Origin of the sequence: Variovorax ginsengisoli (genome assembly GCF_030486595.1) — a bacterium.
Lineage (GTDB): Bacteria > Pseudomonadota > Gammaproteobacteria > Burkholderiales > Burkholderiaceae_C > Variovorax > Variovorax ginsengisoli_B.
On the sequence record NZ_JAUJZH010000001.1, the window covers coordinates 489,165 to 506,688 of the forward strand.

Sequence of the window (17,524 nt, forward strand, 5' to 3'; positions counted from 1 at the left end):
CCACTTTCCCGAGTGCGTTGCGCGATGCTGGCGCGGATTATCGGCGCGCTGATCGTCGCCGCCCGCGGCCCGAGAAAGCGGTACGCCGATTGCTATCCTGCGAGGGCAACCTTCGCCAGGTGGCAGATATCCAACAGCCGTCCGATCTACACCATACGACGGCCTGATTTGTAGAACGTTTGTTTACAATCGAAGAGTATCGTAACTCATCATCCATGACCATCACGCTCTGCACCCTGTTCGAGGGAAACTATCACTACGGCGTCGCGGCACTGTCGAACTCCCTGATCGCCGGAGGCTTTGTCGGTGATCTGTGGGTAGGCTACCGCGGCGCGTTGCCTTCATGGATCGTGGACTCCCGCGACTTCGACCGGGCCACCGCCACATTGCAGGTCGGCTCGGCGCTGCGCCTTCGCATGGTCGAGATCCAGACCCCGATGCACTTCACGTATTACAAGCCGACCTTCTTGCGCGAAGTCTTCGAGCGGCATGCGCCTGAAGCGACACTCGTGGCCTACATCGATCCGGACATCGTCTTCAAGTGCGACTGGGCGTCATTCACAGCCTGGTTCACCGAAGATGCGATTTCGCTGATCGAGGATGTCAACCCGAATTTGCCGGAGAGACATCCGAAACGCCTGCAATGGGCGCGTTTTTTCGCCCCCCATGGCATCGAGCCGCAGCGCAGGCTTGAACGCTACTACAACGCCGGCTATATCGCCGTGCCACGTGCGCACCTGGCGTTTCTCGACCTCTGGATCCAGTTGTGCGACCTGGTGATGCATCAAAACCAGGGCGTGAAGCATCTGAAAGCGGGCGAGGCGACTTCCCTCTTCCATTCGACGGACCAGGACGCGCTCAATTTCGCCCTCACCGTCAGCGATGTGCCGCTCAACACCGCAGGACCCGAAGCCATGGACATCGTCCCGGGCGGCTACTACCTGTCGCATGCCATCGGCTGGCCCAAGCCCTGGCATGGCAGGCACATTCGCCAGGCGCTGCGTGGCATGCCTCCCACGCCGGCGAGCAAGGCCTACTACGATTTCGCCAATCACCCGATCAAGGCCTATGACACGACCGCTTTCGCGCGCCGCGTCTTGGCCCGCAAGCTCGCGTCGGCCATCGGCAGGTTCTACCGGCGGACCTGAGAGTCCGCGCCCCATTGGCGCCAGCGCAGGGCCAGCAGGCCGTACTGGAAGATGACGTTGGCTACACCCGTCGCGATGCTGAAGCCCAGCACCGAACGCAGATCACTGACACCGATCACGGCCAGATAGAGCGACTGGACCGCCAGCGTCACCAGGATGCTGTAGCTCTGGCCCGCGGTCGCGCCGCGCACCGTGAGCGAACTGAAGGCGAAGCCCGCGGCGGCGGCGAGGATCGACGACAGAAAGAGCATCCAGACCAGCGGTTCCAGACTGCGGTACTTTTCGCCCAGCAGCAGGATCCAGTATTGGGGCAGGAAGTAGGCGCTCAGCAGCACCAACGCCATCATGCCCAGGTAGCTCACGTGGGCGCGCCACACGATCGCGCGCAGCGCCTGCCCGGCCTCCGCGCGCGCGATCGCCGGAAACAGCAGGATATGGGTCACCCGGTCGACCACCACCAGCGCCATTGCCAGCCGTCCGAAGGCGCCGACCTCCGCCACCATGCTGGAGGTTCCGAACAGGGAGACCAGGAACACCGTGATGACGCCCTGCAACTGATAGAAGATCGCCGGCAGCACCAGGGGTTTGGCGATGCGGATCACCTGTGCATCCACCCGCTTGGCGTCGGCGGCATCGAGCCGGGTGTCCGGGATCTCGCGCTCGGCGAAGTCGCGCCGGATCAACAGGATGCTGACGCTGCTGGCCACCACGGTGGCGGCGACCACGCCGGCCACCGCCCATGGCCCGAGCGGAAGCGCCAGCACGGCACACACGAGCGCGATGCGCACCACGGTCGACGTCAGCCCGATGCGGCTCAAGCTCGTCACGTGGCCCAGGATCGTGAGCACCGTGCCCAGGTAGTGCTCGCGCAGCGTGAACAGCACACCGACCAGCGCGACCGCCGATGCCAGCAGGTAGCCGCCGTTGAGCCAGCCGTGCCCGCGCGAGTTGACGAACCAGTAGGGCACGACGATCGCGAGTCCGACGACCAGCAGCAACCAGCGCCGGTAAAACACTTGGCGGCAGGCACCGACCACCCAGGGAATCTCCCGGGCGCGCTGCCCGACCACCGGCAGACAGCAATGGGCCAGCCCCAGGTCGGTCACGCCCAGCAGCAGCGTGAGGCAGGCGGTCAGGAACGTATAGGAAGCGTACGCGTCCTTCGGCAGCACGTTGACGATCAGCAGGCCGGCGATGCCGCCAGCGATCACGCCGAAGGTTTCGACGCCCCCGACCATGGCGATCTTGCGCAGACGGGTAGCGAGGTTCACAGGCGTGCGGGAGTCGTCGGTCATCGAATGGCCGGCGGCGGCCGGGTGGGAGAAGGCGCTGACCCGGAATGGGCGAAGGCTCTACGATACGTCCTGATCAAAAAACCTGTCGCAGTTGCCAAGCCAATTGCCGGCCCAGGAGACCCGGATTTCGCAGCAGGATGCCGAGCGCCTTGATGGCCCCCGCGGGGGTCCGGAGCAGGTTGCGCAGCGAAGGCCTGAGGAAGAGAGAGAGCCAGGACAATCCGCCATCCCGTGCTTCGCGGCACGTGCCACAGCCCGGATGCAGCTTTGCGTGCTTGCGCAGGACGGTGCTGCCGGTACGCCACATGGTTTCCACGTTCTTGCTCATGCTGCCGGGCACCACGCGATACACGCTGCGCATGTCGGGCGCCAACCAGAACTTGCCGCCGGCTCCGGCGACCCGCAGCCAGAGATCCCAATCCTCGCAGGATCGAAGCGAGACATCGAAAAATCCGACCCGCATCAGGATCTCGCGGCGCACGACGAAGGTCACCGGCGGCCCGAAGCTGCTGCGCAGAAGGGAGTGAAACGCATCGCCCGAAAGGTCTTGACCGCCGGATTCTCCGATGATCTTCTCGCCCCCTTCGTCCACGACGTCCGCGTAGCCGTGCACGACCGCAATCTCGTCGCCACGCGCGAATCCACGCGCCGCGGCAGCCAGCATGCCCGGTCGCAGGTAGTCGTCGGAATCGAGAAACAGGAGAAATCGACCAGTCGAGCTCAGAATGCCTCGATTGCGCGCCGCGCAAAGACCCGCGTTGGTTTGGCGGATGACCGTCACGCCTGCATAGCGGCTGGCGACCTCCGAGGCATCGTCCGGAGAGCCGTCATCGATGACGATCACCTCCAGATCGACGTCCCGCGCCTGCTCGAGTGCCGACTCGATGGCCTTGGGCAGCAAATGGGCCTGATTGAAGCAGGGGATAATGACGCTGAACTCCGGCATCAGCGCGCCCCCTGCCGGCGCGACCCGACCTGGCGGCTCGAGCCGGCGATGAACTCAGTTGCATTGGTCATTGTCGAAGACGCTTCCAGGCTCGGCAGCATCGAGAGAGTGCACATCGGAAAGGCCTCTGAGAGGTTGATGCACGATGATACACATTGAATACAAAAGTTTCATAGGTCCGATGGCCGTCGGCCGTGCGAAACCTCACGGCGATCCGTTCCGGCTGGTTCGCTCCCTGCGCCGAGGGACGGCGCGACAGGCGCTCAGATCAGCGGCAAGGGCTGCATCGGCCGTTCGAAATAGTCGCCCAGCGTCTCCAGGGCGTGCGGCTCCAGGATGCGCAGCCAGCCGCTGTCGAGCTTGTAGAGCCCCAGGCGCTGCAGGCGCCGCAGCGTCTTGTTGGTGTGCACCAGCGACAGGCCCAGCGCATCGGCGATGTGCTGCTGGTTGAAGGGGAACTCGGCCCAGCCGTCGCGCACCATGCCGGCGCGCTCCGCCCGCCGGTACAGATGCATCAGCAGCATCGCGACCCTTTCGCTCGCATTGCGCCGGCCGGCCGTCACGAGGTTGTCGTCGACCAGCTTCTCTTCGCGCGCCGCCAGCCAGGTGATGTGGTAGCCGAGCTTGGGACGGGCATGGAACAAGTTCCACAAAGTGTCGCGCTCGAAGCTGCACATCGTCGTATCGGTCACGGCCTCCACCCCGTGCGTATGGCCGTCGGCGAATTCGTCCTGCAGGCCGATGAAGTCGCCCGGCAGCAGGAAGCCGAGGATCTGGCGCCGGCCGTCGCTCAGCGTCTTGTAGCGAAAGGCCCAACCCGAATACAGCGTGAAGAGCTGGGGCGAGGGCCGGTCCTCGCTGACGATGACGCCGCCGGCTTCGACCACCCGGGTGCCGCTGCGGAACGACTGGATGGTGCGCACCTCGTCGGAGCCGACCGCGAGAAAGGCGGGGATCGCGCGCAGCGTGCATTCCTCGCACGGATGGGCACACCGCGGGGGGTGGGACGGCGCTGGATAGTCCTCGAACTTCACTCGAACACTATAGGCCAGAGCGCTGTGTCTTTTGACATTTCCTCCGGGCCGGACGACTCCTACACTCGGGCGCCCTCCCTCGGACGACGAATGCCGGAACTCGAAGAAATCCTCTATTGCAGCCTGCTGGCAGCCGATCAACCCACCCATGTCGTCGGCCGTATCGTGACCCGGGCCCGTTCGCGCAATGCCAGCGCGGGCATCACGGGCCTCCTGGTGTTCGACGGCATGAGGTTCTGCGAGCATATCGAGGGGCCGGCGGAGCCGCTGCGCGCGCTGTGGGCTAGGCTTCAAGCCGACCCGCGCCATACCGACCTGCGCGTCCTGCACCAGGGCAGCGTCGCCGCCCGGCGCTACCAGCGTTTCGAAATGGGGCTGGCCGAGGTCGAGTTCGAGGACGACCTCGCCGCCATCGCGCAGCTGCAGGGCGACGAAGCCCTGCACCGGTTCATCGCGCTGCGGCCACGCTTCGACATCGGCGGCTGAGCCTCGGGTGCTCGAGGCTCAGGCGGCGTCCCAGCTGTAGGTGGCGCCGTGGCTGTCCCACGGTTCCATCACGATCCGCTCGCCGGCGGCCACCGCCAGCGACTCGCCGGGCGCCAGCACCAGGTCTTCGCTGCCGGCATGGGCGGTGGCGTCGCGGGTCACCCAGACCCGGCCCTGGCGGATGCGCAGCACGCTCGCGCCCGACGCCTTGAGGCTCATGGCGTGGCCGGCATCGAGCTGCCAGGCACCGCGGCGCACGGCCGGCGGCACGGCAGCCGGGCGGGCCAGGGTGGCGGACGAAAGCGAGGGCGAGGTGTAGACGGCGGACATGAGGGACTCCTGAGGTGACTGTGCGCAAAGGCGCGCTTCGGGAATGAATGATCTTCCTCGGCTCGTTGGCAGTCCAATGAAAACGCGGTAGCCTACTGATTCCGGTTTCGCATCAATCCACCATCGGCCGAGGCCCCGTCCCGTGCTCCATTCCCAGACCCACCTGCGTTCCAGGCCGATCTCGGCCGGCCACCTGCGCGCCTTCGAGGCGGTCGCCCGGCACTTGAACTTCCGCGCCGCCGCCGAGGAAATGGCCTTGACCCAGTCGGCCGTCAGCCGCCAGATCCAGTCGCTCGAGGAAGAGGTCGGCGTCAGCCTGTTCCTGCGCCATACACGTGCGGTGGAGCTCACCGGCGCCGGGGCCCAGCTGCTGCTGGCGGTGCAGCAGTCGCTGCCGCGCATCGATGGCGCGGTGCGCCAGATCCGACAGAACGCGGGCCGCAAGAGCGTCTCGCTCACCACCTTCGCCTCCTTCGCCTCGATGTGGCTGATCCCGCGCCTCGAGGCCTTCCAGCGCGACAACCCCGAGATCGACATCCGCATCGACGCCAGCGATGTCGCGCTCGACATGGACATCGCCGACGTCGACATCGCGCTGCGCTACGGGCCGCGCGAGCACATGCCGCCGGGCGCGCACCGGCTGTTCGGCGAAACCATCACGCCGGTGGCCAGTCCCTGGCTGATCAAGAGCAACCCGGCGATCAAGGCGCCGGCCGACATCGCCCGCTTCACCTTGATCGAGGCCGGCGACGCCCATCGCACGCACCTCGAATGGCTCACCTGGCGCCGCTGGTTCGAGGTCAACGACATGCTGCGGGCCCAACCGCGGCGCTGGCTGTACTTCAACTACGCCTACCAGATGGTGCAGGCCGCGCTGACCGGCCAGGGGGTGGTGCTGGCGCGCAGTTCGCTGATCGCCGAGAGCCTGGCCAACGGCGACCTGGTCGAGGTGCTGCCGCACCACCGCATGGATTCGCCGATGGCCTACTGGCTGATCACCGGCCCGCGCAGCGCGCCCCGGCCCGAGATCCAGGCCTTCTGCGAGTGGCTGCAGGCCCAGGCCGAGACGACCCGGGAAACGATCGGCGAGGTGCCCGACCCCGACACCCTCGACAACATTGATTGACTTCAAGTGGCCGGCGCAGCCAGGCCCGTTGGTGAAACACCGAGGAACCGGCTTTGCCGGGCCTCTGGTGTTGCCCCCGGCAGGGGGTGGGCGCCCGGACACGAAGTGCCGGGCAACCTGGGGGGCGAGCTCAAGAGATCGGCCAGACCACGCCGTTGTCGTTCAGGATGGCGTCCAGAGGAAGATCGTGCGCCTCCGGCTCGAAATCGTCGAGGAAGCCGCCGGTGTAGCCGAGCCCGACTGTGAACGGGCGCGGCTCCAGCGCGGCCAGCGTGCGGTCGTAGAAGCCGCCGCCGTAGCCCAGCCGGTAGCCGCCCGCGCTGTAGCCCAGACAGGGCACGAACAACAGCGTCGGCACGATCAGCTCGGTGTCCTTGGGCTTGGGGATGTCGAAGGCGTCGTTCTCCATCGGGCAGCCGGGATGCCAGGCGTGGAAAGTCAGCGTCTTGTGGACCCGGTCGACCACCGGCAGGCCGATGCGGCGGCGCTGCGGCTCGTCGAGCAGCTCGCCGTCTTCCTTCCAGCGGTGCAGCGCCGGCAGCGGATCGAATTCGCCCTTGATCGGCCAATAGGCGCCGATGACAGTGTCCGGCCGACCCACCAGCCAGATCCGCATCACGCGCTGGAGCAGGTCGGCGCGCGCGAGGCGGTCAGGCATGGCCAGGCGCTGCTCGATCAGCGCGGCACGCAGTTGTCCCTTGAGAAAAGTGGCCGTTTCCGAGGTGTCGGCACCCTTTGACTTGTCCATAATCCCCCGATGCAGTTCGCAAGCATTTTGGCATCCGCGCGGCGCCTTCCCCGCACCTCTTTTTCCACCCTCGCTTTTTCGCTCGCCCTGGCCACCGCCGCCCTGTGGCAGCCGGCCCGCGCGCAGAGCGGCGGCGACGACGTCTTCCTCCAGATGAAGCAGGCCTCCCAGCGCGGCGACAAGGCCCGCCTGTCGGCCCTGCTGCCGCAGGCGCGCGGCCATGCACTCGAACCCTGGGCCGCCTATTGGGAGCTGAAGGCCCGGCTCGGCGAGAGCAACACCCAGGAAGTGCAGGATTTCCTGGCCCGCTACGCCGGCACCTACCAGGAAGACCGGATGCGCAACGACTGGCTGTTGCTGGCCGGCCAGCGCCGCGACTGGGACGGCTTCAGCAGCCTGCACCCGGCCTACCGCATGAACGACGACGCCCAGGTGAGCTGCTACGCGATCCTGGTCGAGACCCTGCGCTCGGGCACCGCCAGCCAGGCCCAGGCCAACGAGGTCCGCCGCCACTGGTTCGCCCAGCGCGATCTCGATGACGGCTGCCTGACCGCCGCCGACCGCATGATTGGCGCCCGCCTGATGTCGCCCAACGACGCCTGGAAGAAGGCCCGGCTGGCGATCGAGGCCAACCGGCCGCAGGCAGCCCGCGCCGCGGTCACGCTGGTGGCACCCGACGCCATCGCCCTGTTCGACGAAATGAACGCCAATCCGGCCAAGTTCCTGGCCGGCCGCGCCACCGCGGTCGCCAAGTCGCGCCGCGAGCTGGTGGTGCTGGCCCTGATCAAGATGACCGTGGCCGATCCGGGCGTGGCCGCCGCGCAACTCGAGGGCAAGTGGGACACCACACTGTCGACCGAGGAGCGCAACTGGCTCTGGGGCGCCATCGGCCGCCAGTTCGCGACCAAGCTGTCGCCGCTGGCCGGCAGCTATTTCGCCAACGTCACCAAGCTCGGCGACCTGACCGACGACATGCTGGCCTGGAAGGCCCGCGCGGCGCTGCGCACCGGCAGCTGGAAAGACGTCCAGGCCGCAGTCGACGCCATGAGCGAGGCGCAGCAGCAAGACCCGACCTGGGTCTATTGGAAGGGCCGCGCCCTGCTGGCCGGCGGCGGCGAAGAGCGCCGCGGCCAGGCCCGCATCCTGTTCGAGAGCATCGCCGGCACCCGCGGCTTCTACGAGCTGCTGGCGCTCGAGGAGCTCGGCCAGCGCGCCGCCGTGCCGACCAGGCCGGCGCCGCTCACGGCAGAGGAAAAAGCCGCCGCCCGCAGCAACCCGGCGCTCAACCGCGCGCTCTACGCGATCGCGATCGGGCTGCGCCCCGAAGGCACGCGCGAATGGAACTACGCCACCAACCTGCACGACAAGGGCGGCATGGGCGACCGCGAGCTGCTGGCTGCCGCCGACCTGGCCTGCCAGCGCGAGGTCTGGGACCGCTGCATCAACACCAGCGAGCGCACCAAGGGCGTCATCGACGTCGACCAGCGCTTCCCGATGCCCTTCCACGACGCCGTGCTGCGCAAGAGCCAGGAGATCGGCCTCGACCCGGCCTACGTCTACGGCCTGATCCGGCAAGAGAGCCGCTTCATCATGGACGCGCGCTCGGGCGTCGGCGCCTCCGGCCTGATGCAGGTGATGCCCGCCACCGCGCGCTGGACGGCCAAGAAGATCGGCCTGGCCGACTTCACGCCGGGCCAGATCACCGACCGCGACACCAACATCACGATCGGCACCAACTACCTCAAGCTGGCGCTGGACGACTTCGACGGCTCGATGGCGCTGGCCGCGGCAGCCTACAACGCCGGCCCGGGCCGGCCGCGCAGCTGGCGCAACGGACCGACCATGGAGGCCGCGATCTGGGCCGAGAACGTGCCCTTCAACGAAACCCGCGACTACGTCAAGAAGGTGCTCGCGAACACCACCAACTACGCCGCCGTGATCAGCGGCCAGCCGCAGTCGCTCAAGTCGCGGCTGGGCAACGTGGGGCCGCGCAATGCGGCCGAGCCGGAGCCCAACAAGGACCTGCCCTGAGGCGCTCGCGAACCGGGCAATGAACCGAACCCTGCAGGGCCTGCGCGCCCAGCTCCCTCCCTGGGCCATCGAATGGCTCGAAGTCATCGTCCCGCTGGCGCAGGTGGCGCTGATCCTGCTGGGCGCCTGGCTGCTGGTGCGCGTCGCGCGGCGCCTGATCGAGCGCGTGACCACCGGCTATGCATTGCCGGGCAACGTGGACCTCGTCACGCGGCGCACGGTCGCCTTCCTGATCTACGGCGGCGCGCTGCTCTGGGGCCTGGAGCGGCTGGGCGTCTCGGGCACCGTGCTCTGGACCGCCTTCACCAGCTTCGCCGCCGTCGGCGCGGTGGCCTTCTTCGCCGCCTGGAGCGTCCTGTCGAACATCTTCTGCGCGCTGCTGATCTTCACCACGCGGATGTTCTGGCCCGGCGACACGATCGAAGTGCTCGAGAACGGCGAGAAGCCCGGCCTCAAGGGCCGGGTGCTCGACATCAACCTGGTCTTCACCACGCTGGAGGAAAGCGGCAGCGCGCAGGGCGGGACCACGCTGAAGATCCCCAACAGCATGTTCTTCCAGCGCGCCGTGCGACGCTGGCACGGCAGCGCGCCCGCGTTGCCGCGCACGCTCGACCTGACGCCACGGCCCTCCACCGAGGCCCCGCCCGGCTGAGCGGCGCGAAAGTGCCGCCGTCCTACAGTCGGGCGCGCGCCGCCCGGCGACACTTCGGCCACCCCCGACTTCCGCCCGCAGCATGGCCGCCTCCGTCTGGGCGGCGACCACCGAGGTGCTCGCCGCCGAGTTCTCCGACGTTCCCGATCTCCCGCAGGTGCTGCGCATCGCCGTGCGCCTCACGCTGGCCTCGGTGCTCGGATTCCTGCTCGGCTTCGAGCGCGAGCAGCACGGCAAGGCCGCGGGGGTGCGCACCCACATGCTCGTGGCCATCGGCTCGGCGATGTTCGTGCTGGTGCCGCAGCAGGCCGGCATCGAACCGGCCGACATGAGCCGGGTGATCCAGGGCCTGGTCGCGGGCGTCGGCTTCCTGTGCGCCGGCACCATCCTCAAGCAGGGCCGGGACGAACAGCAGGTGCAGGGCCTCACGACCGCGGCCGGCCTATGGATGACGGCCGCGATCGGCATGGCCTGCGGCCTCGGGCGCGAAGTGACCGCCGTGCTGAGCGCGCTGCTGGCGCTGGCGGTGCTGGCGCTGGTGCCCCGGCTGGTCGCGCTGATCGAACGGGTGGTCGGGCCGCCCGCCGACAACGGCGCCAAGCCCCGCGTGATCGCCGCGCCGGACGACACGGCCGGGCGCCGCTAGCATCGGAGGCTTTGCATCACCCCGGAGGCCTTCATGACCCAGCTCTACATCGGAAACAAAAACTACTCGTCGTGGTCGATGCGGCCCTGGGTGCTCATGAAGCAGGCCGGCATCCCGTTCGAGGAAGTGGCCCTGCGCTTCGACTCCTTCGACACCGGCTCGCAATTCAAGAACGCCATCGGCGCCCTCAACCCGGTCGCCAAGGTGCCGGTGCTGGTCGACGATGGCCTCGTGGTCTGGGACACCCTGGCCATTGCCGAGTACCTGGCCGAGACCCATCCCGACAAGAAGCTGTGGCCGCAGGCGGCCGCCGAGCGGGCCCGGGCGCGCAGCATCTGCGCCGAGATGCACGCGGGATTCGGCGGGCTGCGCGGCCATTGCGGCATGAACATCGAGGCCTCGCTGCCCGAAGTCGGCGCCAGGCTGCTGCGCGAACAGCCGGAGGTGAAATCCGATCTCGAGCGCATCGTCCAGATGTGGGGCGACCTGCTGGCCCAGCACGGCGGTCCGATGCTGTTCGGCGAGTTCACGATCGCGGACGCCTACTTCGCGCCGGTCGGAACCCGCATCAAGACCTACGGCCTGCCGGTGCCTGCCGCCATCACGGCCTACATCGAACGCGTGCAGGCCCTGCCGGGCGTCAAGGCCTGGATCGACGATGCGCTGGCCGAGAAGGATTTCCTTCCCTTCGAGGAGCCCTACCGCAGCGCCCGCTGAGCCTAGACTCGCGGCATGCAAACCTATCTCGTCGGCGGCGCGATCCGCGATGCGCTGCTCGGCCGGGCCGGCAGCGACCACGACTGGGTCGTGGTCGGCGCCACGCCCGAGCAGATGGCGGCGCGCGGCTTCCTGCCCGTGGGGCGCGACTTCCCGGTCTTCCTGCACCCCGAGACGCGCGAGGAGTACGCATTGGCGCGCACGGAGCGCAAGAGCGCGCCGGGCTATCGCGGCTTCGTGGTCCACGCGGCGCCCGACGTCACGCTCGAACAGGACCTGGCGCGGCGCGACCTGACGATCAACGCGATCGCGCTGCCGGCGGACAAGCTCGCCGCGTCGGACCGGCTGGACATCGACCCGGCCGACCTGCTCGACCCTTTCCACGGCCAGCGCGACCTGCAGCGCAAGCAACTGCGCCACGTGACCGAGGCCTTCCGCGAAGATCCGGTGCGCATCCTGCGGGTGGCGCGCTTCGCGGCCCGCTTCGCCGATTTCGACGTCGCGCCCGAGACCCTGGCCCTGATGCGCGAGATGGTCGAGGCCGGCGAGGCCGACGCCCTGGTGCCCGAGCGGGTCTGGCAGGAGCTCGCGCGCGGACTGATGGAAGGCCGGCCCTCGCGCATGTTCGAGCTGCTGCGCGCCTGCGGCGCCCTCGCGGTGCTGCTGCCCGAGGTCGACCGCCTGTGGGGCGTGCCCCAGCCCGAGGCGCACCATCCCGAAGTCGACACCGGCGTTCACCTCATGATGGTGCTCGACATGGCGGCCCGGGTCGCGGCGCCGCTGGGCGTGCGCTTCGCCTGCCTGGTGCACGACCTCGGCAAGGGCACGACGCCGGCCGACGCGCTGCCGCGCCACATCGGCCACGAGCAGCGCAGCGCCCTGCTGCTGCGCGCGGTCTGCGAGCGCTGGCGGGTACCGGTGGAGGTGCGCGAGCTGGCCGACGTGGTGGCGCGCGAGCACGGCAACATCCACCGCAGCGGCGACCTGAATGCCGCCGCCATCGTCCGCCTGCTGGAGCGCTGCGATGCGTTCCGCAAGCCCGAGCGCTTCGACGAGGTGCTGCTGGCCTGCGAGTGCGACGCACGGGGGCGCCTCGGCCTGGAGGACACGCCCTATCCGCCGCGCCCCCGCCTCCTGGCCGCCCTGACGGCGGCGCGGGGGGTGGCCACCGAGCCCATCGCCCGCGAAGCGCAGGCCAACGGGGCCGCGGGCCCGAAGATCGGCGAGGCCATCGCGCGGGCCCGGGTCGCGGCGGTCGCGGCCGCATTGCCCGCCCCCTGAGTTCCGAATAGGGACATTGGCCGACGCGCCGCAGCGCGCGAGTCTGCTATGGTTTTCCCTCCATGCAGAAGCCTCCCCGACTCACGCCCGACGCGGCCCTGTTCCTCGACTTCGACGGCACGCTGGTGGACCTTGCCGAAACGCCCGAGGCGATCCGCGTGCCACCCGCCATGGTGGGGCTGCTCGGCGACCTCCGCGATCTGCTGGGCGGCGCGCTGGCGGTCGTCTCGGGGCGCCAGATCGACGTCCTCGACCGCTTCCTGGCCCCGCTGCGACTGCCCGCCGCCGGCGAGCACGGCGTCCAGCGCCGCGACGCCGAAGGTCGGATGCAGGAGCAGCGCGCCCCCGACCTGACGCGGGTCCTCGATGCCGCCAACGAACTGGCGCGGGTTCACGAAGGCCTGCTGGTCGAGCGCAAGCACGCCGCCATCGCCCTGCACTACCGGCTCGCACCGCAGCTCGAGGCGGTCTGCCGCGACGCCATGGCGCGGATCATCTTCGACCAGCCTCAGTTGGAGCTGATGCACGGCAAGTTCGTCTTCGAGGTCAAGCCCGCGGGCATCCACAAGGGCGGCGCGATCGCCGCCTTCATGGACGAGGCACCGTTCGCCGGCCGGGTCCCGGTGTTCGCCGGCGACGACACCACCGACGAGAACGGCTTTGCCGTGGTCCAGCCGCGCGGCGGCATCGCGATCAAGGTGGGCTCCGGCCCCAGCCAGGCACTGCACCGGCTCGACTCGCCGCGGGCGGTGTTCGAGTGGCTGATCGCGGCCCGCGACCAGCTGGCCTCGCCGCCCCTTCCAGAAACCCCGAAAAGGACCGACGAATGACATCCGCCACCGCAGAGGCCGCCGCAGAAGACCACGCGGGCCCCTCCCCGGCGCCCGCGCCAGGGGGCTTCGGTCCGCCGGCGCCCGCCTCGCTGGATGTCGGCGTGATCGGCAACTGCGCCTACAGCGCCCTGGTCGACGCCCGCGGCCGCGTGGTCTGGTGCTGCCTGCCGCGCTTCGATGGCGACCCGGTCTTCAACGCGCTGCTCGACCCCGGTGCGGACGCCAGCGCCTGGGCCATCGAGATCGAGGATTTCGCCTCGTCGACGCAGTGGTACGAGCCGAACACCGCGGTGCTGCGCACCCGGCTTTACGACAGCGCCGGCCAGGGGATCGAGATCACCGACCTGGCGCCGCGCTTCAGCAGCCGCTCGCGCTACTTCCGTCCGCTCACGATGGTGCGGCGGGTCAAGCCGATCAAGGGCACGCCGCGGATCCGCGTGTCGCTGGCACCGCGCTTCAACTGGGGCGCGCAGGCACCAATCATCACCCGCGGCAGCAACCACATCCGGTACGTCGGACCCGATTTCACGCTGCGGCTCAACACCGATGCCTCGGTCTCGCACATCCTTTCGCGCCAGCCCTTCGTGCTCTCGCGCGAACACAACTTCGTGCTCGGCGCCGACGAGACGCTGACCGACGGCATCGCCGACACCGCGCGACATTTCGAGCAAGAGACCATCGCCTACTGGCGCACCTGGAGCAAGCGGCTGGCGATCCCGTTCGAATACCAGGAGGCCGTGATCCGCGCCGCGATCACGCTCAAGCTTTCGCTGTACGAGGACACCGGCGCGATCGTCGCCGCGATGACCACCAGCATCCCCGAGGCGCCGGGCAGCCAGCGCAACTGGGACTACCGCTACTGCTGGCTGCGCGACGCCTTCTTCGTGGTGCGCGCGCTCAACAGCCTGTCCGAGGTCGGCACCATGGAGGACTACCTGCGCTGGCTGTCGAACGTGGTGATCGGTTCGCACGGCGAGCACATCCAGCCGCTCTACGGCATCGGGCTGGAGCCCGAGCTGCCCGAGTCTTTCGTCGAAGGTCTGGGCGGCTACCGCGGCATGGGGCCGGTGCGCGTCGGCAACCAGGCGCAGGAGCATTTCCAGCACGACGTCTACGGCAACATCGTGCTCGGCGCGGCCCAGTCCTTCCACGACCACCGGCTGCTGAGCCGGGCCGGCGTCAACGAGTTTCCCTACCTCGAAGCGGTCGGCGAACAGGCGATCCGGGTCTACGGCACGCCCGACGCCGGCATGTGGGAGCTGCGCACGCGGGCCCGCGTCCACACCAGCTCGGCCCTGATGAGCTGGGCCGCCTGCGACCGGCTCGCGAAGATCGCGCGCACCCTGAACCTGCCCGAGCGCGCGGCCTACTGGCACGGCCATTCGTCGCGGATGCGCGAAGAGATTCTGGAGAAATCGTGGTGCGAGGAGCGCCAGGCCTTCGCCGAGAGCTTCGGCGGCCACGAGCTCGATGCCAGCGTGCTGCTGATGGTCGAGGTCGGTTTGATCGACGCCCGCGACCCACGCTTCATCTCGACCGTCGAGGCGATGGAGAAGTCGCTCTGCGACGGCCCCTACATGCGCCGCTACGAGGCCGCCGACGATTTCGGCAAGCCCGAGACCGCCTTCAACATCTGCACCTTCTGGCGCATCGACGCCCTGGCCAAGATCGGCCGCAAGGCCGAGGCCCGGCAGATCTTCGAGACCATGCTGGCGGCGCGCAACCCGCTCGGGCTGCTGTCCGAGGACACCCACCCGGTGACCGGCGAGATGTGGGGCAACTTTCCGCAGACCTACTCGATGGTCGGCATCATCAATGCGGCAGTGAGGCTGTCGGCGCCCTGGGATTCGTGCATATGAGCAACGCCGGGCCGCCCCAAGTTGCGAGGGCCCCCTCGGGGGGCAGAGAGGACACGCCAGTGCCGAACGTGGGGGCTCGCATATGAGTCGCCTGGTCGTCGTATCGAACCGGGTCGCCGACCCGCGCAAGCCGGCTGCCGGCGGCCTTGCCGTGGCGCTCGGCGAAAGCCTGCAGCAGAGCGGCGGCCTGTGGTTCGGCTGGAGCGGCGCGATCGTCGAGGAAGGCCCGACCGGCGAGGGAGAACTGCACAGCCAGCAGGCCGGTAAAGTCACGCTGGCCACCATCGACCTCAGCCGCGAAGACCACGACAGCTACTACCTCGGCTACAGCAACGACGTGCTGTGGCCGGTGTTCCACAACCGCCTCGACCTGGCGCACTTCGATGCCGGCTTCATCGGCGGCTACCGGCGCGTGAACCAGCTGTTCGCGCGCAAGCTGATGCCGCTGCTGCAGGACGACGACATCATCTGGGTGCACGACTACCACCTGATCCCGCTGGCGGCCGAGCTGCGCGCGATGGGCTGCAGGCAGCGCATCGGCTTCTTCCTGCACATCCCGCTGCCGCCGCAGATCATCATCGCCGCGATCCCGCAGCACGAGTGGCTGATGCGCTCGCTGTTCGCCTACGACCTGATCGGCTTCCAGGCCGAGCAGGACGTGCAGCACTTCGAGCACTACGTGAAGAACGAGGCGCACGGCGAGATCCTGGCCGACCACATGTACCGCGCCTACGGGCAGAAGGTGCGCTGCAATGCGTTCCCGATCGGCATCGACGTCGACGAGTTCGCGGCGCTCACGCACGCCAAGGAATCGCGCGACATGTACGAGACCATGAGGCGCGAGTACTCGAGCCGCCGCCTGCTGCTGGGCATCGACCGGCTCGACTACTCCAAGGGCATTCCGCAGCGCGTGCGCTCGTTCCGCGAGCTTCTGGCCAACTACCCCGAGAACCGGCGCAGCGCGACCCTGATCCAGATCGCCTCGCCGACCCGCGAGACGGTCGATGCCTACGGCGACATCCGGCGCGAGCTCGAATCGCTGTGCGGCGCCATCAACGGCGACTACGGCGAGCTCGACTGGATGCCGGTGCGCTACATCCACCGCATGGTCGCCCGCAAGCGCGTGCCGGGCCTGTGCCGCGCCGCCGCGGTCGGGCTGGTGACGCCGCTGCGCGACGGCATGAACCTGGTGGCCAAGGAATACATCGCGGCCCAGGACCCGGCCGACCCGGGGGTGCTGGTGCTGTCGCGCTTCGCCGGCGCGGCCGAGCAGCTCAAGGAAGCGCTGCTGGTGAATCCGTACGACACCCACGGCACCGCCGAGACCGTGCAGCAGGCGCTGCAGATGCCGCTGGAGGAGCGCCGGGAGCGCCACCAGAAACTGCTGGCGCGCATCCGCGAGCAGGACGTGCACTGGTGGCGCAACGGCTTCCTGCTGGCACTGCGGGAAGCCGCGAGCGAGCGGTAGCGGAAGCGTCCGCCGGGACTCTTAGCAAGATCTGCCAAGTACCGCGCGACGTTGCGCGGCACACTGGCGCCATGACTGTTCGCCGCGCCGCGACGGCCTACCGGGACCGCATCGCGGCCGTGGTCGACGCCATCCTCCAAGACCCCACCCGAAATCACCGCCTGGAGGATCTGGCCGCCATTGCGCACTTTTCCCCCTTCCATTTCCATCGCGTCTACCAAGGCGTCACCGGGGAAACGGTGGCTGCCACGATTCGGCGCATTCGACTCGCGCAAGCGACGCAGTTGCTCGGGCGCGTCAATCAAAGCGTGACCCAGGTCGCGCTGGAGGTGGGATACGAGAGTCCCCAGGCGTTCACCCGCGCATTCCGGCAGTTCTCCGGCGAATCTCCGCGCGGCTTCCGGACGAAGACGCGCGCCGCCGGGGACCTCTGCCGAACGGGCGGCAAGATTCGCAGGAGCCTGCACATCCGCTCGTCCGCATCGTCGAACGCCCGCCCTTGCGGGTCCATGCACTGCGCCACCGAGGCCCCACGGCCACGATCCCCCACACCCACCGACGCCTGCAGCTCCACGTGGGCGAGCGCCAAACCCTGCAATGGCTGGGCATCTCATTCGGCGACCCTGCAGCCGATGTCGACTTCGCCTATTGCGGCCGCGGACCTGCCGGCAGCCGGGCCGAAGGATCCTGAGATCGAAGCGCTCGAGATTCCCGCTGGAAGCTATGCGGTGCATCGGCTCGACGGCCCCTATTCCCAAATCAATGCGGCCATCGGCGCCTTGTATTCGCTTTGGCTGCCGCAGAGCGGCTACGAACCGGACGACCGGCCAACGCTGGAGCACTACCTGAACTCACCGCAGACCGCCGAAGGCGGCGCCTTGCGCACCGATCTCCTGATTCCCATCCGAGCCTTGCGCTGAGCAG

General features: G+C 68.6%; 17 protein-coding genes. 12 read left to right on the forward strand and 5 right to left on the reverse strand.

Features of this window, described 5'->3' with window-relative positions:
* Nucleotides 1–215 precede the first annotated feature (215 nt).
* Entirely contained in the window at nt 216–1,148 is a 933-nt protein-coding gene (locus QZH52_RS02380; protein ID WP_301803202.1) for a hypothetical protein, read from the forward strand.
* Here the strand turns inward: QZH52_RS02380 and QZH52_RS02385 are convergent.
* From QZH52_RS02385 to QZH52_RS02395, 3 genes are all read right to left on the reverse strand, one after another.
* Nucleotides 1,133–2,443, reverse strand: coding sequence for a polysaccharide biosynthesis protein (locus tag QZH52_RS02385; RefSeq protein ID WP_301803206.1), 1,311 nt, complete (start codon nt 2,441–2,443; stop codon nt 1,133–1,135). The two genes, QZH52_RS02380 and QZH52_RS02385, sit on opposite strands and share 16 nt — an antisense overlap.
* 73 nt (nt 2,444–2,516) lie before the next feature.
* The gene (locus tag QZH52_RS02390; protein ID WP_301803209.1) at nt 2,517–3,389 is read right to left on the reverse strand and encodes a glycosyltransferase; all 873 of its coding nucleotides are present in this window, start codon (nt 3,387–3,389) and stop codon (nt 2,517–2,519) included.
* A gap of 263 nt (nt 3,390–3,652) precedes the next feature.
* Nucleotides 3,653–4,423, reverse strand: coding sequence for a Crp/Fnr family transcriptional regulator (locus QZH52_RS02395; RefSeq protein ID WP_301803212.1), 771 nt, complete (start codon nt 4,421–4,423; stop codon nt 3,653–3,655).
* 90 nt (nt 4,424–4,513) lie between these two features.
* Between QZH52_RS02395 and QZH52_RS02400 the strand changes: the two genes are divergently transcribed.
* On the forward strand, nt 4,514–4,909 hold the full coding sequence (locus QZH52_RS02400; protein ID WP_301803216.1) for a BLUF domain-containing protein: 396 nt from the start codon (nt 4,514–4,516) through the stop codon (nt 4,907–4,909).
* A gap of 18 nt (nt 4,910–4,927) precedes the next feature.
* Here the strand turns inward: QZH52_RS02400 and QZH52_RS02405 are convergent, their stop codons facing one another.
* Nucleotides 4,928–5,239 (reverse strand): DUF2917 domain-containing protein, encoded by a 312-nt coding sequence (locus tag QZH52_RS02405; protein WP_286523751.1) that lies wholly within the window; start codon nt 5,237–5,239, stop codon nt 4,928–4,930.
* Nucleotides 5,240–5,381: 142 nt separating this feature from the next.
* Here QZH52_RS02405 and QZH52_RS02410 point away from each other — a divergent pair, with 142 nt between their 5' ends.
* Nucleotides 5,382–6,365 (forward strand): LysR substrate-binding domain-containing protein, encoded by a 984-nt coding sequence (locus QZH52_RS02410; RefSeq protein ID WP_301803219.1) that lies wholly within the window; start codon nt 5,382–5,384, stop codon nt 6,363–6,365.
* 130 nt (nt 6,366–6,495) lie between these two features.
* On the opposite strand, the gene QZH52_RS02415 is transcribed toward QZH52_RS02410, so the two are convergent.
* Nucleotides 6,496–7,113, reverse strand: coding sequence for a 5-formyltetrahydrofolate cyclo-ligase (locus tag QZH52_RS02415; RefSeq protein WP_301803222.1), 618 nt, complete (start codon nt 7,111–7,113; stop codon nt 6,496–6,498).
* Nucleotides 7,114–7,122: 9 nt separating this feature from the next.
* On the opposite strand from QZH52_RS02415, the gene QZH52_RS02420 reads away from it, so the two are divergent.
* From QZH52_RS02420 to QZH52_RS02460, 9 genes are all read left to right on the forward strand, one after another.
* Complete coding sequence (locus tag QZH52_RS02420; RefSeq protein WP_301803227.1) at nt 7,123–9,144, forward strand: lytic transglycosylase domain-containing protein; 2,022 nt, start codon at nt 7,123–7,125, stop codon at nt 9,142–9,144.
* 19 nt (nt 9,145–9,163) lie between these two features.
* Nucleotides 9,164–9,796 (forward strand): mechanosensitive ion channel family protein, encoded by a 633-nt coding sequence (locus tag QZH52_RS02425; RefSeq protein WP_301803229.1) that lies wholly within the window; start codon nt 9,164–9,166, stop codon nt 9,794–9,796.
* 82 nt (nt 9,797–9,878) lie between these two features.
* Entirely contained in the window at nt 9,879–10,442 is a 564-nt protein-coding gene (locus QZH52_RS02430) for an MgtC/SapB family protein (protein ID WP_301803231.1), read from the forward strand.
* Between the two features lie 33 nt (nt 10,443–10,475).
* Nucleotides 10,476–11,159 carry a glutathione S-transferase family protein gene (locus QZH52_RS02435; protein WP_301803233.1) on the forward strand — a complete coding sequence of 228 codons (684 nt, stop codon included), beginning with the start codon at nt 10,476–10,478 and terminating at the stop codon, nt 11,157–11,159.
* A gap of 15 nt (nt 11,160–11,174) precedes the next feature.
* Nucleotides 11,175–12,440 carry a multifunctional CCA addition/repair protein gene (locus tag QZH52_RS02440; protein ID WP_301803236.1) on the forward strand — a complete coding sequence of 422 codons (1,266 nt, stop codon included), beginning with the start codon at nt 11,175–11,177 and terminating at the stop codon, nt 12,438–12,440.
* 62 nt (nt 12,441–12,502) lie between these two features.
* The gene (otsB, locus tag QZH52_RS02445) at nt 12,503–13,270 is read left to right on the forward strand and encodes a trehalose-phosphatase (protein WP_286523759.1); all 768 of its coding nucleotides are present in this window, start codon (nt 12,503–12,505) and stop codon (nt 13,268–13,270) included.
* On the forward strand, nt 13,267–15,132 hold the full coding sequence (locus tag QZH52_RS02450) for a glycoside hydrolase family 15 protein (protein WP_301803243.1): 1,866 nt from the start codon (nt 13,267–13,269) through the stop codon (nt 15,130–15,132). Before otsB ends, QZH52_RS02450 begins: the two co-directional genes overlap by 4 nt.
* An 82-nt stretch (nt 15,133–15,214) precedes the next feature.
* Nucleotides 15,215–16,600 (forward strand): alpha,alpha-trehalose-phosphate synthase (UDP-forming), encoded by a 1,386-nt coding sequence (otsA, locus tag QZH52_RS02455; RefSeq protein ID WP_301803247.1) that lies wholly within the window; start codon nt 15,215–15,217, stop codon nt 16,598–16,600.
* A gap of 71 nt (nt 16,601–16,671) precedes the next feature.
* Nucleotides 16,672–17,520: an AraC family transcriptional regulator gene (locus QZH52_RS02460; RefSeq protein WP_301803250.1), complete on the forward strand. Its 849-nt coding sequence runs from the start codon at nt 16,672–16,674 to the stop codon at nt 17,518–17,520.
* Nucleotides 17,521–17,524 lie beyond the last annotated feature (4 nt).